Below are 17,703 nucleotides of genomic sequence, written 5' to 3' on the forward strand. Positions count from 1 at the left end.
CGCCATGACTGATGAAGAACCGAAGTTCCTGCGTCTCACGGTCGAGCTGACCGTCGAGGTGCTCGACATGGACGCCCTACAGGCGGCGGCGCTGCGTGAGATCAGGCACCCCGACGCCGACCTGACCGACGAGGAGCGCACGGAGCAGGCCGAACTGGTCGCCTCCGACGACAGCGGCGCCTCCGCCCTGCAGTGGCTGATCGAACCCGACCACGTGCTGCAGCTCGTCGACCACATCGACGAGATCGAACCCCGGGAGGCCGTCCTCGGCGTCGAGCCGTCCGAGGGGCCCAGCGAGGAAGAGGACGAGGAAGAGCACGACCACGCGTGACCCGTACGGCGTCAGCCACGACGTCACCGAACGTCGTGGCTCTCCGCCCTCACCCAACCCCCCATCCCCCCACACCCGCATCTAGGGTCTCTCCACCGCCGACTTCCCAAAGAGGGAACCTCATGATCGTCGCATTCTCCATCACCCCGCTGGGCGTCGGCGAAGGAGTCGCCGAACCCGTCGCCCGCGCCGTCAAGGTCGTCCGCGAAAGCGGCCTCCCGAACCGCACGGACGCGATGTTCACCACCATCGAGGGCGAGTGGGACGAGGTCATGGACGTGGTGAAGCGCGCTGTGGACGCGGTGGCGGAGGTCGCCCCCAGAGTCAGCCTCGTCCTGAAGGCCGACATCAGGGAAGGCGTAACAGACGGCATGACCTCAAAACTCGAATCCCTGGAAAGCCACCTCACCTGACCCTGGGACGTCGCGGCCAGACCACCCAAGCGACGGCCCGCTCAGCCCACTTCCCTGGGCCAGCAACCTCAGCGCCCGGTCGCCAAACCGCTAACAGAAGTGCTCAGCCCTGCGCTCAAGTGGACTGCTCAGACCGGAGACCGCACCCTGGGACCAAGGTCGATGGCCGACACCGAACGTCCACATCAACTGGCTGGACCGCCTTCTCAGACCGCCTCGTCAACCCCTTGCTCAGGGCCGGGGTCGGTGAGCTCGTAGCCTGCCTCCTCGACGGCGGCCCGCACCCGCGCAAGATCCAGCTCCCGATCGCTGGTCACCGTGACCCGATCCGCCTCGACGTCCACCCGCACGGCAGTGACGCCGGGGACACGTTCGAGCTCTTCGGTGACGGCGTCCGCACAGTGCCCACACGCCATACCGCTCACCACGTACGTACTGGTGCTCACGCCGGCACCTCCCCACCGGCGCCTCCACCGAAGCGCTCCCCAGAACGATCCTCAGAACGATCGCCGTAGGGCCCATCCGAGCGCTCACCTGAATCCCCGCCAGGACGCTCGCCGAGCTTTTCGCCGGCCACCCGTGTCACCGAACCGCCCTTCCTCTCCTCGTCAGGGACCGTGCGTGTGAGCATGTGCGCCTCGCGCATCCGCCCATCGCTCGCGAACCGCCCGAAGAAGTACACCTCCATGGCGAACTCCTTCTTCCGCTGCTCCACGTGCATCGTGTAGCGGGCGGCGAGCCGATCTCCATCGGCCACCGCCTCGTGCACCTCCATGCGGCTGACGGGCCGGTTCTTGCGCACAGGGCGGGTGTGCGCGATCAGCTTCTCCCGATCCATCCGGTGACCGTCGGCTGTCTCGACGATGTCCGCCGTGTGGTAGCGATCCACGATCACCGCCGGATCCTCGTCGTCCCGCAGGAGATCCTCTGTGAAGGAGGCGAAGAACTCGGTGATGAACTCTTTGGGGTCGCTGTCGCTGAGTGGACGCATGCTCACTCCGGTCCGCTGTAGTAACTTTGACAGTACGTCAAAGATACATACGTACTCAACTTTGGCAAGGTGTAAGAATTGAGCTCCCCACCGGCCCGCGCTCGTCGCGCCGACGCCCGACGCAGCCGTGCGGCCATCCTCGACGCCGCGATCAAGCTGCTCGACGCCCGGCCGGACGCCAGCGTCGACGCCATCGCCACCGCGGCAGGCGTGACCCGCCAGACCGTCTACGCCCACTTCCCCTCACGCCAACGGTTGCTGACGGCAGTGCTCGACCGACTCACGGAAGAGGCAGTGGCGGAGATGGACGCCGCCGACCTCGACACCGGCCCAGCCGCCGACGCCCTGCTGCGCCTGATCGACGCCGGCGCCAGAGCCGCCGGCCGCCACACCAAGCTGATGCAACACCTCAGCACTCTGCCCGTCCCCCCGGACGAGGATCAGACCCGCCACACCCCGGTAGCCGACCGGCTGAGACGCGTCATCGAACGCGGCCGACAAGCAGGCGAGTTCGACAACCACCTCCCGGTGGACTGGCTGATCGCAGCCGTCATCACACTGAGCCACACCGCCGGCGAAGAACGCATGGCCGGGCGCCTCCCCGCCGCCGAGGCGGACGAAGCCCTCCGAATCAGCCTCCTCCGCCTCCTCCACCCGTCCTGACCACCCTCCCGCACCAGCGACCGCTTGACCACGCTCCTCCACCAGCGACGATCACCACACCCCGCCGGGGCAACACCCCGTCCCGCCTCTGTTGTCGTCGCCGAGAGGCCGGCGTGCGGGCCCATAAGGGTGGTGCTGGGGGCGGTGTGTCCTGAGGGTGGATTTCGAGATATATCTTGACCCGTCCTCGGACGCGACATATCTTGTTGCGTTGTAGACGCGATAGTACGCGACTTGGGAGGTGGGGGCAATGGAGCAGGAGCGGGTGCCGGTTCTTGTTGTTGGTGGGGGGTATGCGGGGCTCAGTGCGGCGGCGCTGCTGGCTTGGCGGGAGGTGCCGGTCATGCTGGTTGAGCGGCATGCCAGTACGTCCGTGCAGCCCAAGGCGTTCGGGGTCGGGCCCCAAGCTCTGGAGATGCTGCGGTCCGTGCCCGGCGTCGAGGAGGAGCTGACTGCCATCTGGGCGGGCATCGGGGAGAACATGCGGATCGCGATCGCCGGTAGCCTGGCCGATCCTCAGCCGCGCATGATCGTGCACGATGAGCAGGAGGAGTTCGCCTTCATGGCTGAGCTCACGCCTGTGCCTGCGGTGGGAGCGCCGCAGGCGGAGATCGAGCGGATTCTGCGTACCAAAGCCGAGGATCTGGGCGCTGATCTGCGCTTCTCCACTGAGCTGGTCTCTCTGGAGCAGGACGCCGCCGGGGTCAGTGCGGTGATCAGGGACAAAGATGGTGAGCGGCTCGTACGGGCCGAGTACGTGATCGCCGCCGATGGGTATCGCAGCCCGCTGCGGGCGGCGCTGGACGTTCCTACCTCCGGTAAGGGGTCGCTGGGGGAGCTGTGCTCGATCATGTTCGACGCCGATCTGTCGGGGCTGGTCAGGGAGCGGGAGGTCACTCTCTGGTATCTGCAGAACGACGTCTTCACCGGCGTGATCGTCACCGGCACCGGGACCGGGAGTCACGTGCTCGGCGTCAATCTCAAAGAGGGCGAGAGCGAGGCCGACTTCACCGAGGAGCGCTGTGTCGAACTCGTACGGCTGGCCACTGGGCGGCCTGAGCTCGACGTACGGGTGCTCGACCGGCCTCTGGTCGGGATCTCCCATGTGCTGGCCGACACCTACCGTGCTGGACGGGTGTTCTTCGCCGGGGACGCCGCTCACACCATGCCGCCTACCGGTGGGCAGGGCGGGAGCACCGCGCTCGAGGATGGGTGTGACCTGGCGTGGCGGTTGTGGCTCGTGCTCAGCGGGCAGGCAGGGCCGGCCTTCCTCGACACCTACGATGCCGAGCGCCGGCCCATCGGCAGGCTGATGGCCGACTCGCAGCTTGCCAACCTCGGTGTACGCATGCCGCCCGCCGCCCGTGTCGGGTATCCCGAGCCTCTTGAGGATCCGATCGGTGTGCTGCTCGGGCGCCGGTATCACTCCTCCGCCATCATCGATGAGCCCGGCGATGACGGGTCGATCCTGGAAGACCCGCGTGTCCCTACTGGGCGGCCCGGCAGTCGGGCCCCGCACGTCGTTCTCGACTGGGACGGGCAGCTCATCTCCACCATCGACCTGTTCGGGACCGGGTTCGTCCTGCTGGCCGCCAAGCCCGGTGGTCAGGTGTGGATGGACGCCGGGCGGCTGGTCAAGGATCGGCTCGGGATCCGGCTCACTCGGCTGCTGGTGGGTGACGAGCTTGTCGATGTGGAGGGACGCTTCATGGAGCGGTACGGCGTGCGCGAGGGCGGCGCCGTTCTGGTGCGGCCCGACGGGTACGTCGCCTGGCGGTCCCCCGACGCCGACCCGGACCCGCTGGGGACGCTCGAACGTGTCCTCCGCCGGATCCTCAGCCGCTGACGGCCTACGGGGGCCGGCGGCTGAGCCAAGGTGAGGGCAGGCGGTGATCTGCGGGGTGATGGTCATGCGGCCATCCGGGTGGTTTCAAGGGCTCCAAGGGCCCGGGCTCCGAGGCCCGGGGTGGTGTGGCGGGGGGCTTGGGTGGCGCAGAGCCAGCTGTTGAGGGAGCCGGTGAAGCCTGAGGGCGGGCCCACCTTGAGGCAGGTGACCACTCCTGCGCCTGGGGTGGGGCCGATTTTGAGTCGCCGGATGCTGCCCGTGCGGCCCAGCTCGCCGGCGTCCGCGTCGTACGGGGTCAGCTGGACGGCGAACGGGAGGCCGCCGTCGGGCTGGTCGGAGGGGTGGATGCGGAGGAAGTCGTCGATCTTGCGGGTGGCGGCTCCCGGGTGGGCGTTGAGGTAGGACAGGTGGTCGGTCACCAGGCGGTTGGCGACCGTGCGGAGGAGGTTGGTCGCGCAGAGGTTGTGGGCACAGGCGGCGCCGTCGAGGGTGATCTCGGGGAGGGCGAAGCGGCGCAGGCCCCTCGACGTGACGCGCAGGCAGTCGCAGGCGCCCATGTCGGCAGGGTCCCAAGGTGGGCAGGTGGCGGCGTCGTGGACCTGGACGTCCCAGGACAGCCAGTCGTCGGTGAGGCGGAAGTGGGTGGGCTCGCCCGAGCAGCGGCCGCAGGTGAGGATGGTGGAGGCGGTCAGCGGGTCGATCAGCAGACCGTCGCACTCCTTGGCCATGGCTCTGGCGGCGGCCCTCGCCACTTGGGCGGCGGTGGGCAGCCGGTGCGGGGGTGCCGCCGAGGTGACCACCAGGTGCTGTCTGGTGCGGCGCAGGCGGCGTCTCTCGTCGTCGGTGAGGCCGGCGCCCGCGGGTCTCCACTGGGTGGTGTGGTGGGTGACCGCCAGCATGCCGGCGGCCGCTGCGCTGATCGCCGCCCGCCTGTAGGGGGAGCCGATGCGCCAGGGAATGAAGGACGTGGGGTCGAACGGCAGGTGTTCCATGGCGACGATGAAGCGGGAGGTCGTGGTGGCCGGCAGGGGGAGGGTGATCTTCATGGGTCGGGGCCTTCGCGGAACTGGGGGTGGATGTTGGCTGCGGCGATCCGGTGAAGCGATGGATCAGGCGGCAACCAGGATGAGCGAAGGCGGGTGGGGTTCGGAGATTGGAATGCGGTTCTGTGGATGGGGGGATCCACGGCGTGCCGGTCTGTGGATAACCTCGCGTGACCGGAGCACAGAGGGCTGAAAGGGCCGGGGGCCGAGAGGCCAAGGGAAGGCCAGGGGCCGCGGTCTGAAGGCCCAAAGGGCGGCGGGCCGAGGGTGAGGGCTGGAGCCGGGGGCCAGGAACCGAAGGCTGGAAGGTGGGAACTGGGGGCGCCGGAAGCTCGGCGCCCCCATGAGAGGTCAGGCGGGGCGGGTGATGACCATGGATTGGGCCGGTAGGCGGAGGCCGTCCGTGTCGGTCGATATGGGCTCGTCCGACGCCAGCAGCACCGTTCCCTTGCCCACCGGCACCGTCACCGTCTCCTGCGCGAAGTTCACCGCCACGGCCAGCTCCCCCCTCCACATCACCAGCCACCGCGCCAGCGGATCGACCTCCACCCGCACCCGGTCGAGTCGCGGGTCGGACAGTTCGGGCAGGGCTTTGCGGAGGGCGATCAGGTCGCGGTACCAGCACAGCAGCGACCAGTGCGCCTCCTCCTTGACCTCGCTCCAGTCCAGCTTCGACCGCAGGAACGTCTCCTCATCGGACGGGTCGGGCGCGTCCCAGCGGTAGCCGTACCCGACGAACTCGCGGGCGCGCCGCGTCCCCTCGCTCCCCCGCAGTTCCTGGTCGACGTGGTCGGAGAAGAACAGGAACGGCGAGCGCGACCCCCACTCCTCCCCCATGAACAGCATCGGCGTGAACGGCGAGGTGAGCAGCAGCCCGGCGCCGAGCTTGAGTGCGGGCAGCGGGAGGCGGTCGCCGAGCGGGCGGTTGCCGATCTGGTCGTGGTTCTGCAGGCAGGCGACGAGCCGGTGTCCCGGCACGCCGGCGAAGGAGTGGCCGTGGGAGCGGGCGCGGAAGCTGGAGTACGTCCCGTCGTGCACGACCCCGTGCGTGAGCACCTTGGCCAGCGCGGAGAGGTCGGCGAAGTCCTGGTAGTAGCCGTGGCTCTCGCCGCTGACCGCGCAGTGCAGGGCGTGGTGGACGTCGTCGTTCCACTGCGCGGTCATGCCGAGGCCGCCCGCGTCGAGCGAGCGGACCATGCGCGGGTCGTTCAGGTCGGACTCGGCGATCAGCGACAGGGGACGCCCGACGGCGCAGGCGAGCACGTCCACCTCGGCGGCGAGCTCGGCCAGCAGGTGGGTGGCGCGCCGGTCGTGCAGCGCGTGGACGGCGTCGAGGCGCAGGCCGTCGATGTGGTAGTCGCGCAACCACTGCAGGGCGTTGCCGATGAAGTAGCGGCGTACCTCGTCGGAGTCGGGCCCGTCGAGGTTGACCGCCTCGCCCCAGTAGCTGCCCTCGAAGCCGGCGAAGTACGGGCCGAAGGGCCGCAGGAAGTTCCCCGACGGCCCGAGGTGGTTGTAGACGACGTCGAGGATGACACCGATCCCGGCCCGGTGGCAGGCGTCCACGAACGACTTGAGCCCGTCGGGCCCTCCGTACGTCTCGTTCACGGCGTACAGATCGACGCCGTCGTACCCCCAGTTGCGCATGCCGGGAACGGGCGCGACCGGCATGATCTCGACGAAGTCCACGCACAGCTCGATGAGGTGCGGCAGCTTCTCGATGGCGGCCGAGAACGTCCCCTCCTGGGTGAAGGTGCCGATGTGCAGCTCGTAGACGACGCCGCCGCGCAGGTCACGGCCCTTCCAGTCGTGGTCTGCCCAGGTGAAGCGGTCGTGCTCGTAGACGGCGCTCGGCCCGAAGATGCCCTCGGGCTGCCGCCTGGAGCGCGGGTCGGGGTAGGGGCCCTCGCCGTCCACCGTGAAGGCGTACCGCGTGCCGTGGCCGGCCTCCGCGACCTCCTGCGACCACCACCCTCCGTCGCCGCGTGTCATCGCCCGGCGGGAGCCCATGGTGTCGACCTCGACCGCCGTCGCCTTCGGTGCCCAGACCTCAAAGATCATGTCTCTCCAGGAGTGCGACCGGGTACTGACCGAGCAGGTGTGCGAGGGGGATGCGGCCGCTGTGGCGGCCGCCGGTGAGCAGGTCACGCCAGTTGCCGGGGGGCAGCGTGAGCGTGGTGGCGCCCCAGCCGGTGGCGGCCAGGCGTACGGGCAGCCGGGTCGCGACGGCCACGGCCTGCGGCCGGTCGCCGCGGGCGAAGGCGATCACGTGGCCGGCGCGCTCGCCCTCGGCACGCAGCGGCAGGTACGCCGCGTCGCCGTCGAGCCGCCGCCGCAGCCGCAGCGCCTGGGTGGTGACGAGCAGCTTGGCGGAGTCCCAAGCGGTCTCCGGTTTGCGTGGGTACGTCACCGGCCGCCGGTTGTCGGGATCGACCAGCGAGAAGTCGGTGGTCTCGTTGCCCTGGTAGACGTCGGGCACCCCGGGCATCATGAGCTGCACCAGCTTGGCGCCGAGCGAGTTCGCCATCGCGTACGGGTCGATGCGCTCGGTGAACCCGCCCACCGGCAGCCGCACGGCGGCCTCGGCGAAGGCCCGCAGCCGCCGCTCGTAGGCGGGGTCGGGGTTGACCCAGGAGATCGCGGTCTTGGCCTCGCGCGCCGCCTTCAGCAGGTAGTCGGTGAACCGCTCGGCGGAGATGGGCCAGGCCGCCATGAGGTTCTGCCAGGCCAGGTAGTCGAGGTGCGGGTCGAAGCTGACCTGCGCCGACCACTCGGCCACGGCCGCCGCCCACTCCCCCGGCATCTCCGCCAGCACCGACAGCCGCGCCCGGACGTCCTCGGAGCGTTTGGTGTCGTGGGTGGACAGCGTGGTCATCGTGTACGGCCACATCCGCCCGCAGAAGTCGTGGAACTCCTCCACCGGGGTCCCGAACACGTCCGGCTCGCCGCCCACCTCGTTGAGGCAGGCCAGGGGGAACCACCGGTAGAGCGCCGTGTCCTCGACGCCCTTGGCCATGACGGGGCCGCACGCCTGCTGGAAACGCACGATCGACTCGGCGGAGCCGTACAGGACCTCCTGCACGAGCGGCCGGACGGCGGGAGAGCAGGTCGCGGCGGCCCGCTCGACGATCTCGACCGACTCGGGCGGCGGCGGCTCGCCCGGCACCACGTACGCGCGATAGACCGGCATCGCGGCGAGCAGCTCGCGCACGGCGTCAGGCGCGCACGAGGTGATCCTGGCCAGCCGGTCCACCTCGGCGCCGAAGAACAGGTCGAGCACCTCCCGCTTGGCCCGCGCCATCACCGGCCGGTAGTCGGCGGGCTGCCCGGTCAGCCGGGTGAACAGCTCGACCAGCGGCTCCTTGCCTTGGGGGTCGACGAACAGGCCGTTGACCCGGTTGAGCACGTCGTAGCCGGTCGTGCCGTCGCAGGCCCAGTCGGCGGGCAGCCGCTCGGGCCCGATGAGGATCTTCTCGACCACCGTCCAGGCGCCGCCCGTGCGCTCGCGCAGCCGTTCGAGGTAGCCGCGCGGGTCGGCCAGGCCGTCGGGGTGATCGACGCGCAGCCCGTCGACCAGCCCTTCGTCCAGCAGCCAGAAGATCACCTCGTGGGTGGCGAACATCACCGCCTCGTCCTCGACGCGCAGCCCGATCAGCGACGAGACATCGAAGAAGCGCCGGTAGCCGGGCCCCTCGCGCCAGTCGACCAGGCGGTAGCGGCCGGGGTGGGGGTAGGCGTGCTCGTGGTAGCGCAGCACGTCGCCGTCCACGACGGGCCGCACGTCGTCGCCGATCACGGGCAGCGCGACCGTGCCGTCGGTCCAGTCGATGTCGAACCAGCTCGCGTACCGCGACTCCGGCCCGTCCTTCAGCACCGACCAGAACGCGGCGTTCACGGTGTTCATGTGGTTGGGCACGATGTCGAGCACGATGCCGAGGTCGTGCGCCGCGAGCTGCTGCGCCATCTCCCTGAACCCGGTCGCGCCGCCGAACTCCTCCCTGATCCTGGAGTGGTCGGTGACGTCGTAGCCGTGCCGCGACTCGGGCGTGGCCTGCAGGACCGGCGACAGGTAGACGTGGCTGACGCCGAGGTCGCGGAGCTGGCCCGCGATCTCGGCCACCTCCGCGAAACCGAAGTCGGGGGTGAGCTGCACCCGGTAGGTCGAGGTGGGCCTAGACACGGCGCAGCACCCGTACGCTGCGGCCCGGCACCTCGATGGCGTCCCCTGCCTTCACCATGCGCGCGTCGAGCCTGATCGGCATGGCCGTGTCGATCTCGGTGTGCCACATCTCGCCGTAGTCCTTGGGGATCGTGAAGGTGATCGTGTCGTGGTGGGCGTTGAACAGCAACAGGAACGAGTCGTCCCTGATCGGCCGACCGCGCCGGTCGGGCTCGGTGATGGCGTCGCCGTTGAGGAAGACGGCCAGCGACTTGGCGTAGCCGACGTGCCAGTCGCCGTCCGTCATCTCCTCCCCTGACGGGGTGAGCCAGGCGATGTCGTTCAGGCCGCGTACCGGCTTGCCGTAGAAGAAGCGGCGCCGCCGGAAGACCGGATGTTTCTTGCGCAGCTCCGCCAGCGTCTGGGTGAACTCGAGCAGCAGCCAGTTCTCCCTGACGTCCGACCAGTCCACCCAGGTGATCTCGTTGTCCTGGCAGTAGCCGTTGTTGTTGCCGCGCTGCGTGCGGCCCAGCTCGTCGCCGTGGGAGAGCATCGGCACGCCCTGCGACAGGAACAGCGTGGTGAGGAAGTTGCGCTTCTGCTGCTCGCGCAGCGACTCGACGGCGATGCCCGCGGGTCCCTCCTCGCCGCAGTTCCAGGACCGGTTGTCGTCGGTGCCGTCGCGGTTGCCCTCTTTGTTCGCCTCGTTGTGCTTGTTGTTGTACGACACCAGATCCTGCAGCGTGAACCCGTCGTGACAGGTCACGAAGTTGATCGAGGCGGCTGGGCGGCGGCTGTCGTCCTTGTAGAGGTCGCTCGATCCGGTGAAGCGGGAGCCGAACTCCGGCAGCGTGGCCGCCTGCCCCCGCCACAGGTCGCGGATGGTGTCGCGGTAGCGGCCGTTCCACTCCGTCCAGCGCGAGGGGAAGTTGCCGACCTGGTAGCCGCCGGGCCCGACGTCCCACGGCTCGGCGATGAGCTTGACCTGCGACAGCACGGGGTCCTGCTGCACCAGGTCGAAGAACGCGCTCAGCCGGTCGACCTCGTGCAGCTCCCTGGCCAGCGTCGAGGCCAGGTCGAACCTGAACCCGTCCACGTGCATCTCGATGACCCAGTAGCGGAGCGAGTCCATGATCATCTGCAGGACGTGCGGCGAGCGCATGAGCAGGCTGTTGCCGGTGCCCGTGGTGTCGACGTAGTAGCGCTTGTCGTTCTCGACCAGCCGGTAGTAGTTGACGTTGTCGATGCCCCTGAAGCCCAGCGTGGGCCCCAGGTGGTTGCCCTCGGCCGTGTGGTTGTAGACGACGTCGAGGATCACCTCGATGCCCGCCTCGTGCAGCGAGCGCACCATCGCCTTGAACTCCAGCACCTGCCCGCCGCGCTGCCCCTGGCTGGAGTAGCGGTTGTGCGGGGCGAAGAAGCCGATCGAGTTGTAGCCCCAGTAGTTGGCCAGGCCGCGCTGCTCAAGGATGTGGTCGGTGACGAACTGGTGCACCGGCATCAGCTCCAGCGCCGTCACGCCGAGCTTGGTGAGGTGGTCGAGGATCTCCGGGTGGCCGAGGGCCGCGTACGTGCCGCGCAGGTGCTTCGGGATCTTGGGATGGCCGATCGTCAGGCCCCGCACGTGGGCCTCGTAGATCACCGTGTCGTGGTACGGCGTCGCCGGCGGCCGGTCGTGGCCCCACCCGAAGAACGGGTTGATCACGATCGAGCGCGGCACGTAAGGGGCCGAGTCGGCGTCGTTCCTGCTGTCGGGCTGGCCGAAGCGGTAGCCGTAGACCGCCTCGTTCCAGTCGACCCCGCCCTCGATGGCCATCGCGTACGGGTCGAGCAGCAGCTTGGCCGGGTTGCAGCGCAGCCCGCTCGCCGGGTCGTTGGGCCCGTGCACCCGGTAGCCGTAGCGCTGGCCTGGCCCGATGCCCGGCAGGTAGCCGTGCCAGATGAACCCGTCGACCTCCGTCAGCGGCACCCGGGACTCGACGTTGTCGTCGTCGAACAGGCACAGCTCGACCTTGTCCGCGACCTCGGTGTAGAGCGAGAAGTTCGTGCCGGCCCCGTCGTACGTCGCCCCGAGCGGGTAGGGGTCTCCCGGCCAGATCTCGATCATCGAGGCTCCCTTGCGGTCTTTCCCCATGTTCCGTTCCCCCGCTCCACGCGACAACCCCGCCCCCTGACCACCCTGTTCCTTCCCACGCCACGCCCGTAGTTACTCCGGCCGAGGTCAAAGGGGTGGGCCGTCCCCGACGGCGCGGTATCGGAGACGGCCCACGTCTCCAGCATCGTTTGCCACCGCCTGTTCGGGCTACATGCTGATGTCATGGGCGGTTTCAGACAGTTCTTACTGCGCGGCAACATCGTCGAACTGGCGGTCGCGGTCATCATCGGCGCCACGTTCAGCGGCCTCGTCGAGGCCCTCGTCACCGACCTCGTCACGCCGCTGATCGGCGCCGTGACCGGCGGCCGGCAACCCGACTTCGCCGACTACTCCTTCACGATCAACGGCAGTCGTTTCCTGTACGGCGACTTCCTCAACCACCTGGTCACCTTCCTGATCATCGCGGCCGTCGTCTACTGGCTGATCGTGGCTCCGATGACCCGGCTCGTGAAGCTGTTCGAGCGGGACAAGGCGGCCACCACCAAGCAGTGCCCCGAGTGCCTGTCGGAAATCCCCGCCGAGGCGCGCCGGTGCGCCCACTGCACCGCCCACCTGGTGCCGGATTCGGAAAAACCCAGGTAGTGACGCACGGCACGGGTGCGGGTCCGTCAAGATGGACCGATGAGCGTTGAGTTGATGGTCTGGGACGAACCGGTGCCGATCAGCAGGGACCAGGCGCGCGCGACGTACCTGGCGGTCAAGCGGACCGAGCCCGGCGACGGCCCCACACCCGACGTCGCCAAGGAGCTGCCGGGAGAGGTCACGCTCTATCCCGGCCACGTGCTGGTGACGATGGACCTCGACACCATGGACGAGGTCTCCGCGCAGGTGTTCACGGTGGCCCGCGCGCACGGCATGGTCTGCTACGACCCGCAGCGCGACCTGGTGCACAACGTGGCGCCGCTCGGGGTCTACGAGGGCATGCAGCTCCACACCGGAGACGGCATGACCGTCAACGACCCCGACCTGGGCCTCGTGCACGACGTCCTGGCCACGATGTCCCCCCAGAACCCGTTCGTCGCCCTGGTCAACTTCGGCCGGCACTTCCTCCAGGTGTCGCCGGGGTACGAGCTGGAGTACAAGGAGGGCACGCTGATCCGCACGATGGTCGAGGACCTGTCAGAGGTCCAGCAGTCCTTCCACGACTACGCGACCGGCGACCGCGCCTTCCTCAGCCGGCACACCTGGTCTCAGTAGACGACGACTCGCCGGGAGGAATGCGGCAGGATCAGGTCGCATGAGAACTCTGTACCCGCCCATCGACCCGTACGACTCCGGCCTGCTCGACGTGGGCGACGGCAACCAGATCTACTACGAGGTCTGCGGCAACCCCGAGGGCAAGCCCGCGGTCATGCTGCACGGCGGGCCGGGCGGCGGGTGCAACGCCGGGCACCGCCGCCAGTGGGACCCGGAGCGGTACCGGATCGTGCTGTTCGACCAGCGCAACTGCGGCCGCAGCCGCCCGCACGCCTCGGACCCGGCGACCGACCTGAGCACGAACACGACCTGGCACCTGGTCGCCGACATGGAGCGGCTGCGCGAGCACCTGGGCGTCGAGCGGTGGCAGGTGTTCGGCGGGTCGTGGGGCAGCTCGCTGGCCCTCGCGTACGCCCAGACGCACCCGGACAGGACGTCCGAGCTGATCCTGCGCGGCATCTTCACGCTGCGCCCGCAGGAGCTGCGCTGGTTCTACCAGGAGGGCACCTCGTTCCTCTTCCCCGACCTGTGGGAGACGTTCGTGGCGCCGATCCCCGAGGACGAGCGGGACGACCTCATCGGCGCCTTCAGGAAGCGGCTTGAGGGCGACGACGACGCGGCCCGGCTGGCGGCGGCCCGCGCGTGGGCGCAGTGGGAGGGCGGCACGGTCACGCTGATGCCGGACCCCGAGCTGGTCGAGCACTTCGGCGAGGCGGAGACGGCGGTCGCGTTCGCCAGGATCGAGAACCACTACTTCACCCACGGCGGCTGGTTCGAGCCCGACCAGCTCATCAGGAACGCGGACCGGATCCGGCACATCCCGGGCGTGATCGTCCAGGGCCGCCATGACCTCTGTACGCCCATGGCCACGGCCTGGGACCTGCACAAGGCGTGGCCCGAGGCGGAGTTCCACGTCATCCCGGGGGCCGGGCACGCCTACTCGGAGCCGGGCATCCTCGACCGGTTGATCGCCGCCACGGACGGGTTCGCGGACTCGGGGAAGTAGCGCGGCAGGCGGGCGCGCAGCAGCCGTACGGCGGGGGTGATCGCCCCCACCAGGAGCAGCGCGAACAGCGGCGCCAGGGCGAGGCCGAACAGGAAGCCGCCGGCCACGTCGTGCGGGTAGTGCACGCCCACGAACACCCGCGAGAACGCCATGAGCGCGGCCAGCGGGAACACCGCCCAGGCCAGGGCGCGCCAGCACAGCACGAGGGTGGCCGCCGCGCCGGCCGCGATCACGGAGTGGTTGCTGGGGAAGGACCAGTCGTCGAGGGGCGGGCACGCGGCGATCGTCGCGATCCCGCCCCGGCACGGCCGGTCCTCCTTCACGAGCACCTTGACGACCTCGCTCAGCACGTACGCGAGCACGATCCCGGCCGGCCCGGCGACGACGAGCGCCAGGTCGCGCGCGGGACCGCGCCAGGCCCGCACCGCCGCCACCACGAAGAGCAGCGCGAACAGGAAGAGCCCCGCGTCCGTGCCGACCTCGGCGACGGTGTGCAGCCATGCGGGTGTGCTGAGAGCGAAGTCGACGATGTCGTGGTACACGCCTGTCCAATCGATGAATGTCCGATGGACAGAACCTTACGAACAGGAAGCCTCTGGCGCCTCCACCATAAGGCGGAAAGTCATCAGGTCAGGAGCTGACGCGCCAATGCGGCCTGTTTCGACTCCAGCTCGGCGCGGGTGATCAGCCCGCGGTCGAACGCCTCGGTGGTGGCGTCGCGCTCGGCGACGTAGTAGGCGGCCATGATCTCGCTGCGCAGCGGGGTGAAGCCGCGCTCGACGCAGTCGGCGAAGACGGTCACCTTCTGCTCCAGGGCGTCGGCGGCGACCGTACAGGCGAGATCCCGTGCCCTGAGCTGCTGAACCGCTTCACGAAGGGTCACGGGGCCGAGAGACCCGTGGAAACGGGTATCAAGAGTGATCTTCACGTTCTTTACGCCTCCGCACGTTGACAACGTTCGGATCAAAGCGGCGTATTCCCTGGTGAGAGTGGGTAAGAGGGCCGTCGTGATCGGAGCGCACGTGATCGTCGGATATGCGAACGACCCAGGCGGGCGGGACGCGCTCGCCCTCGCCGCCGTGATCACCCGTGTCACCGGCGGCGAGCTGACGGTCGCCACGATCTACCCTCCGGGCAGCCCAGGGCTGGCGGTCGAGGCGCAGGCCAACCTCGCGCACGCGGCCGAGGAGCTGGGACCGGTGCCGGCCGAGTACCTCACGTTCGAGAGCAGGGGAACGGGACGCGGGCTGTCGGTGCTGGCCAGCCGGATCAAGGCCGACCTGATCGTGGTCGGCTCGGGCGGTGGCGGGCAGCACGGCCGCATCTCCATCGGCGCCACCGCCGACCACCTGCTGCACATGTCACCCGAGGCGGTCATGCTGGCGCCGACCGACTACGTCCCGCCCGACGAGCTGACCAGGCTCACGCTGGCCTACGTGCACCGGCCCCAGTGCGACGCCGCGGTCGAGCAGGTGGCGCAGGCCGCGCTGCGCTTCGGCGTGCCGCTGCGGCTGCTCACGTTCGACCTGCGCACCGAGGACCAGGGCAGGCTCCGCGACGACCTCGCGCTCGCCGTGCGCCTGGCCTGGGAGAGCACCGGCATCGAGGCGGAGGCCGAGGTCGCCGAGGGCCACGACGTCGCCGCCGCGCTCGGCGACGTCGAGTGGCTGGACGGCGAGCTGCTGGTCTGCGCGGCCAGCGAGGACGCGCAGCCGCACCGGGTGTTCCTCGGCGAGCTGGCCATGAAGGTGCTGCGCGCGTCCCCGCGTCCCGTCACCGTGCTGCCGCGCGGCTTCGGCTAACGCCGCCTGATCACCTGCTCGTACAGCTCCAGGTAGCGGTCGGCCATCACCGACGGCGAGAAGCGGCGGCGGGCCTCGCGGCGGCACTCCTCGGGGTCGATCTCGTCGGCCCGCAGCACCCACTCGGCCAGCTCCTCCTCGCTGTCGGCGAGGAAGCCGGTACGTCCGTGGTCGATGATCTCCGGCAGGCAGCCCCTGCGCAGCCCGATCGGGGGCACCCCGAGCGCCAGGGCCTCGACGACGGCGGTGCCGCCCGGCTCGTCCCACTGGATGGGGAACAGGGCGGCGCGGGCGGAGCCGTACAGGTCGTCGCGCTCCTGGCCGCCGACCGCCCCGACCCACTTCACGACCTCGCCGTCGAGGTAGGGGGCCACGTGGTCGAGGTGGTAGCGGACGTCGGGATGGCTGTGCAGCGGGTGGTAGGGGTTCTGGGCGACGATGTCCAGCTCGGCCTGCGAGTCGCGGGCGCTCACCGGACCGGCCAGCACCAGCGGCAGGCCCAGCTTCTGGCAGATCCTGGCGGCCACGTGCTGGCCCTTGAGCCCGCAGATGCGGCCCATCACCACCAGGTGCTCGCCGCGCGGCACCCGCACGTCGCGGGCGGCCAGCGGGGTCGCCAGGTGGATCGCGCCCAGGGAGGCGGCGCGCAGCGCCCCGGGGGCGCGGGCGAGCTGCGACTCCGACACGCCGTTGACCGCGATCTCGCCGGGGAAGGCGCCGTAGAAGGCCGGATGCTTGCGCAGGTCCCAGTGCAGGGTGTGCAGGACGGGCGGGCCGCCGTACGCCGAGAGCACCGCGGGGCCGACCACCTCCACGTGGTCGTGCACGAGGTCGATGTCGTCGCGCCGCCGCAGCTCGGCCACGACCCGGGCGAGATGGGCGTGGGTGATGCCCATGACCTGGTTGTACGGCTTCTGCAGCTCGCTGAAGCAGCCCTCGTCGTACGCGGAGACCAGCTCGTCCACCTCCAGCGTGCTGGAGCCGACGGAGGCCAGCACCACGCTCACCCCGCGCTCGCGCAGCGCGGGCACCAGCGTGGCCACCACGTTCTCGATCCCGCCGTAGCCCGCCGGCGGCACCTCCAGCCACGGCCCCGCGTTCATCAGGACTCTCATGCCAGATCCTCCTCCAGGACGAGGGAGGCCAGTGGGGGACGCTCCGCCACGGCCACGTCCACCAGGCCCGCCTCTCCTTCGAGCCCGAACTGCAGCAGCGTGTGCCCCGGAGGCTCCGGGGCGAGCACGCGGCCCTGACGCTCCAGCCGCGACCAGGCGGTCTGCATGATCTGCCCGGCCATCCTGCCGAGCGCGGCCATCGACTGGTGGGTGTGGGTGCGGTGTCCCAGGTCCACCTGAGCCATCGCGTCAAGACCGACGAGGTGCAGCAGGTCGACGAGCAGGCCGAACTCGACGCCGTACTCGGTGACGTAAGGGACCTGCTCCAGCACCTCGCGCCGGGCGGCGTACTCGCCGCCGAGCGGCTGGGAGAAGCCGGCCAGCTCGGGCCAGAACATGTTGAGCAGCGGCCGCGCGACCAGCTCGGTGACCCGCCCGCCGCCGCCGCGCTGGACGACCCCGTCGGCCCCGGTGTAGGGCCGCTCGTACGTCGCCTTGACGAAGTGCGTGTGGGCGTCGACCAGCAGCGGGCCGACTAAGCCCGACACGTAGTGGGGGCCGAAGCTGCGCAGGTCCGCGTCGATGTAGACGACGATGTCGCCCTTCGAGGCGGCGAGCCCCTTCCACAGGGCCTCGCCCTTGCCGGTGAGCGGTTCGAGGTGGGGCAGCACCTCGTTCTGTGCGACGACGCGGGCGCCCGCCTCGCGTGCGCGCTGGGCGGTCGCGTCGGTGGAGTTGGAGTCGACGACGAGGATCTCGTCGACGAGCGGCACGCGCTCGACGAGGTGGCGGCGGATGGCGGTGACGATGCCGCCCACCGTGCTCTCCTCGTCGCGGGCGGGCAGCACCACGCTCACCGTGGTGTTCCCCTTGGCCATCAGCAGGGCGTCGACCGGCCATTCGGCCGCCGTACTCGAATGCGGTCCGTACCATTCACGGACTCTGGCCAAGGCTCGCAGATCTTTTTCCATGTATCAGCCCC

Annotated in this window: 18 protein-coding genes; 8 read left to right on the forward strand and 10 right to left on the reverse strand. The window is 69.8% G+C overall.

The window, feature by feature from the left end; genetic code table 11:
* Positions 1 to 4: 4 nt before the first annotated feature.
* Together AB0K28_RS36385 and AB0K28_RS36390 are read left to right on the forward strand one after the other, a co-directional pair.
* Entirely contained in the window at positions 5 to 331 is a 327-nt protein-coding gene (locus AB0K28_RS36385; protein ID WP_345397482.1) for a hypothetical protein, read from the forward strand.
* A gap of 122 nt (positions 332 to 453) precedes the next feature.
* Positions 454 to 744 carry an MTH1187 family thiamine-binding protein gene (locus AB0K28_RS36390; protein ID WP_364378896.1) on the forward strand — a complete coding sequence of 97 codons (291 nt, stop codon included), beginning with the start codon at positions 454 to 456 and terminating at the stop codon, positions 742 to 744.
* A gap of 206 nt (positions 745 to 950) precedes the next feature.
* On the opposite strand, the gene AB0K28_RS36395 is transcribed toward AB0K28_RS36390, so the two are convergent.
* Both AB0K28_RS36395 and AB0K28_RS36400 read right to left on the reverse strand, forming a co-directional pair.
* The gene (locus AB0K28_RS36395; RefSeq protein WP_364378899.1) at positions 951 to 1,190 is read right to left on the reverse strand and encodes a heavy-metal-associated domain-containing protein; all 240 of its coding nucleotides are present in this window, start codon (positions 1,188 to 1,190) and stop codon (positions 951 to 953) included.
* Positions 1,187 to 1,735: a nuclear transport factor 2 family protein gene (locus AB0K28_RS36400; protein ID WP_364378902.1), complete on the reverse strand. Its 549-nt coding sequence runs from the start codon at positions 1,733 to 1,735 to the stop codon at positions 1,187 to 1,189. The genes AB0K28_RS36395 and AB0K28_RS36400 overlap by 4 nt, the downstream gene beginning before the upstream one ends.
* Before the next feature lie 78 nt (positions 1,736 to 1,813).
* On the opposite strand from AB0K28_RS36400, the gene AB0K28_RS36405 reads away from it, so the two are divergent.
* Together AB0K28_RS36405 and AB0K28_RS36410 are read left to right on the forward strand one after the other, a co-directional pair.
* The gene (locus AB0K28_RS36405; protein WP_345397473.1) at positions 1,814 to 2,398 is read left to right on the forward strand and encodes a TetR/AcrR family transcriptional regulator; all 585 of its coding nucleotides are present in this window, start codon (positions 1,814 to 1,816) and stop codon (positions 2,396 to 2,398) included.
* A gap of 250 nt (positions 2,399 to 2,648) precedes the next feature.
* A complete protein-coding gene (locus AB0K28_RS36410; protein ID WP_364378905.1) occupies positions 2,649 to 4,244 on the forward strand; it encodes an FAD-dependent monooxygenase in 1,596 nt (531 codons plus the stop codon).
* A gap of 62 nt (positions 4,245 to 4,306) precedes the next feature.
* On the opposite strand, the gene AB0K28_RS36415 is transcribed toward AB0K28_RS36410, so the two are convergent.
* From AB0K28_RS36415 to glgX, 4 genes are all read right to left on the reverse strand, one after another.
* The gene (locus tag AB0K28_RS36415; RefSeq protein WP_364378908.1) at positions 4,307 to 5,290 is read right to left on the reverse strand and encodes a hypothetical protein; all 984 of its coding nucleotides are present in this window, start codon (positions 5,288 to 5,290) and stop codon (positions 4,307 to 4,309) included.
* Between the two features lie 348 nt (positions 5,291 to 5,638).
* A complete protein-coding gene (treZ, locus tag AB0K28_RS36420) occupies positions 5,639 to 7,348 on the reverse strand; it encodes a malto-oligosyltrehalose trehalohydrolase (protein WP_364378911.1) in 1,710 nt (569 codons plus the stop codon).
* The gene (gene treY, locus AB0K28_RS36425; RefSeq protein WP_364378914.1) at positions 7,338 to 9,467 is read right to left on the reverse strand and encodes a malto-oligosyltrehalose synthase; all 2,130 of its coding nucleotides are present in this window, start codon (positions 9,465 to 9,467) and stop codon (positions 7,338 to 7,340) included. Before treY ends, treZ begins: the two co-directional genes overlap by 11 nt.
* Positions 9,460 to 11,553 (reverse strand): glycogen debranching protein GlgX, encoded by a 2,094-nt coding sequence (gene glgX / locus AB0K28_RS36430; RefSeq protein ID WP_364378917.1) that lies wholly within the window; start codon positions 11,551 to 11,553, stop codon positions 9,460 to 9,462. Before glgX ends, treY begins: the two co-directional genes overlap by 8 nt.
* Before the next feature lie 210 nt (positions 11,554 to 11,763).
* Here glgX and mscL point away from each other — a divergent pair, with 210 nt between their 5' ends.
* From mscL to pip, 3 genes are read left to right on the forward strand one after another with little or no spacing between them, the layout of a single operon-like run.
* Complete coding sequence (mscL, locus tag AB0K28_RS36435) at positions 11,764 to 12,183, forward strand: large conductance mechanosensitive channel protein MscL (protein ID WP_364378920.1); 420 nt, start codon at positions 11,764 to 11,766, stop codon at positions 12,181 to 12,183.
* Between the two features lie 39 nt (positions 12,184 to 12,222).
* Positions 12,223 to 12,798, forward strand: a complete 576-nt coding sequence (locus tag AB0K28_RS36440; protein WP_364378923.1) for a hypothetical protein — start codon at positions 12,223 to 12,225, stop codon at positions 12,796 to 12,798.
* A 40-nt stretch (positions 12,799 to 12,838) separates the two neighbouring features.
* Positions 12,839 to 13,804, forward strand: coding sequence for a prolyl aminopeptidase (gene pip, locus AB0K28_RS36445; RefSeq protein WP_364378926.1), 966 nt, complete (start codon positions 12,839 to 12,841; stop codon positions 13,802 to 13,804).
* On the opposite strand, the gene AB0K28_RS36450 is transcribed toward pip, so the two are convergent.
* Together AB0K28_RS36450 and AB0K28_RS36455 are read right to left on the reverse strand one after the other, a co-directional pair.
* Complete coding sequence (locus AB0K28_RS36450) at positions 13,735 to 14,346, reverse strand: phosphatase PAP2 family protein (RefSeq protein ID WP_364378929.1); 612 nt, start codon at positions 14,344 to 14,346, stop codon at positions 13,735 to 13,737. The genes pip and AB0K28_RS36450 overlap by 70 nt on opposite strands.
* An 83-nt stretch (positions 14,347 to 14,429) precedes the next feature.
* A complete protein-coding gene (locus tag AB0K28_RS36455) occupies positions 14,430 to 14,687 on the reverse strand; it encodes a hypothetical protein (protein WP_345397446.1) in 258 nt (85 codons plus the stop codon).
* A 124-nt stretch (positions 14,688 to 14,811) separates the two neighbouring features.
* Here AB0K28_RS36455 and AB0K28_RS36460 point away from each other — a divergent pair, with 124 nt between their 5' ends.
* Complete coding sequence (locus tag AB0K28_RS36460) at positions 14,812 to 15,606, forward strand: universal stress protein (RefSeq protein WP_345397444.1); 795 nt, start codon at positions 14,812 to 14,814, stop codon at positions 15,604 to 15,606.
* Here AB0K28_RS36460 and AB0K28_RS36465 read toward each other — a convergent pair.
* Complete coding sequence (locus tag AB0K28_RS36465; protein WP_364378933.1) at positions 15,603 to 16,721, reverse strand: glycosyltransferase; 1,119 nt, start codon at positions 16,719 to 16,721, stop codon at positions 15,603 to 15,605. The two genes, AB0K28_RS36460 and AB0K28_RS36465, sit on opposite strands and share 4 nt — an antisense overlap.
* Positions 16,718 to 17,692 carry a glucosyl-3-phosphoglycerate synthase gene (locus tag AB0K28_RS36470; RefSeq protein ID WP_364378936.1) on the reverse strand — a complete coding sequence of 325 codons (975 nt, stop codon included), beginning with the start codon at positions 17,690 to 17,692 and terminating at the stop codon, positions 16,718 to 16,720. The genes AB0K28_RS36465 and AB0K28_RS36470 overlap by 4 nt, the downstream gene beginning before the upstream one ends.
* Positions 17,693 to 17,703 lie beyond the last annotated feature (11 nt).

This window comes from Nonomuraea sp. NPDC049504, assembly GCF_040676845.1.
Lineage (GTDB): Bacteria > Actinomycetota > Actinomycetes > Streptosporangiales > Streptosporangiaceae > Nonomuraea > Nonomuraea salmonea.

Bases quoted from the DNA above. Each gene is read 5' to 3' on its own strand.
- AB0K28_RS36390 (WP_364378896.1), top strand. From the start codon at position 454: ATGATCGTCGCATTCTCCATCACCCCGCTGGGCGTCGGCGAAGGAGTC.
- treZ (WP_364378911.1), bottom strand. From the start codon at position 7,348: ATGATCTTTGAGGTCTGGGCACCGAAGGCGACGGCGGTCGAGGTCGAC.
- AB0K28_RS36415 (WP_364378908.1), bottom strand. From the start codon at position 5,290: ATGAAGATCACCCTCCCCCTGCCGGCCACCACGACCTCCCGCTTCATC.
- AB0K28_RS36410 (WP_364378905.1), top strand. From the start codon at position 2,649: ATGGAGCAGGAGCGGGTGCCGGTTCTTGTTGTTGGTGGGGGGTATGCG.
- AB0K28_RS36440 (WP_364378923.1), top strand. From the start codon at position 12,223: ATGAGCGTTGAGTTGATGGTCTGGGACGAACCGGTGCCGATCAGCAGG.
- AB0K28_RS36400 (WP_364378902.1), bottom strand. From the start codon at position 1,735: ATGCGTCCACTCAGCGACAGCGACCCCAAAGAGTTCATCACCGAGTTC.
- glgX (WP_364378917.1), bottom strand. From the start codon at position 11,553: ATGATCGAGATCTGGCCGGGAGACCCCTACCCGCTCGGGGCGACGTAC.
- AB0K28_RS36465 (WP_364378933.1), bottom strand. From the start codon at position 16,721: ATGAGAGTCCTGATGAACGCGGGGCCGTGGCTGGAGGTGCCGCCGGCG.
- pip (WP_364378926.1), top strand. From the start codon at position 12,839: ATGAGAACTCTGTACCCGCCCATCGACCCGTACGACTCCGGCCTGCTC.
- AB0K28_RS36470 (WP_364378936.1), bottom strand. From the start codon at position 17,692: ATGGAAAAAGATCTGCGAGCCTTGGCCAGAGTCCGTGAATGGTACGGA.
- mscL (WP_364378920.1), top strand. From the start codon at position 11,764: ATGGGCGGTTTCAGACAGTTCTTACTGCGCGGCAACATCGTCGAACTG.
- AB0K28_RS36385 (WP_345397482.1), top strand. From the start codon at position 5: ATGACTGATGAAGAACCGAAGTTCCTGCGTCTCACGGTCGAGCTGACC.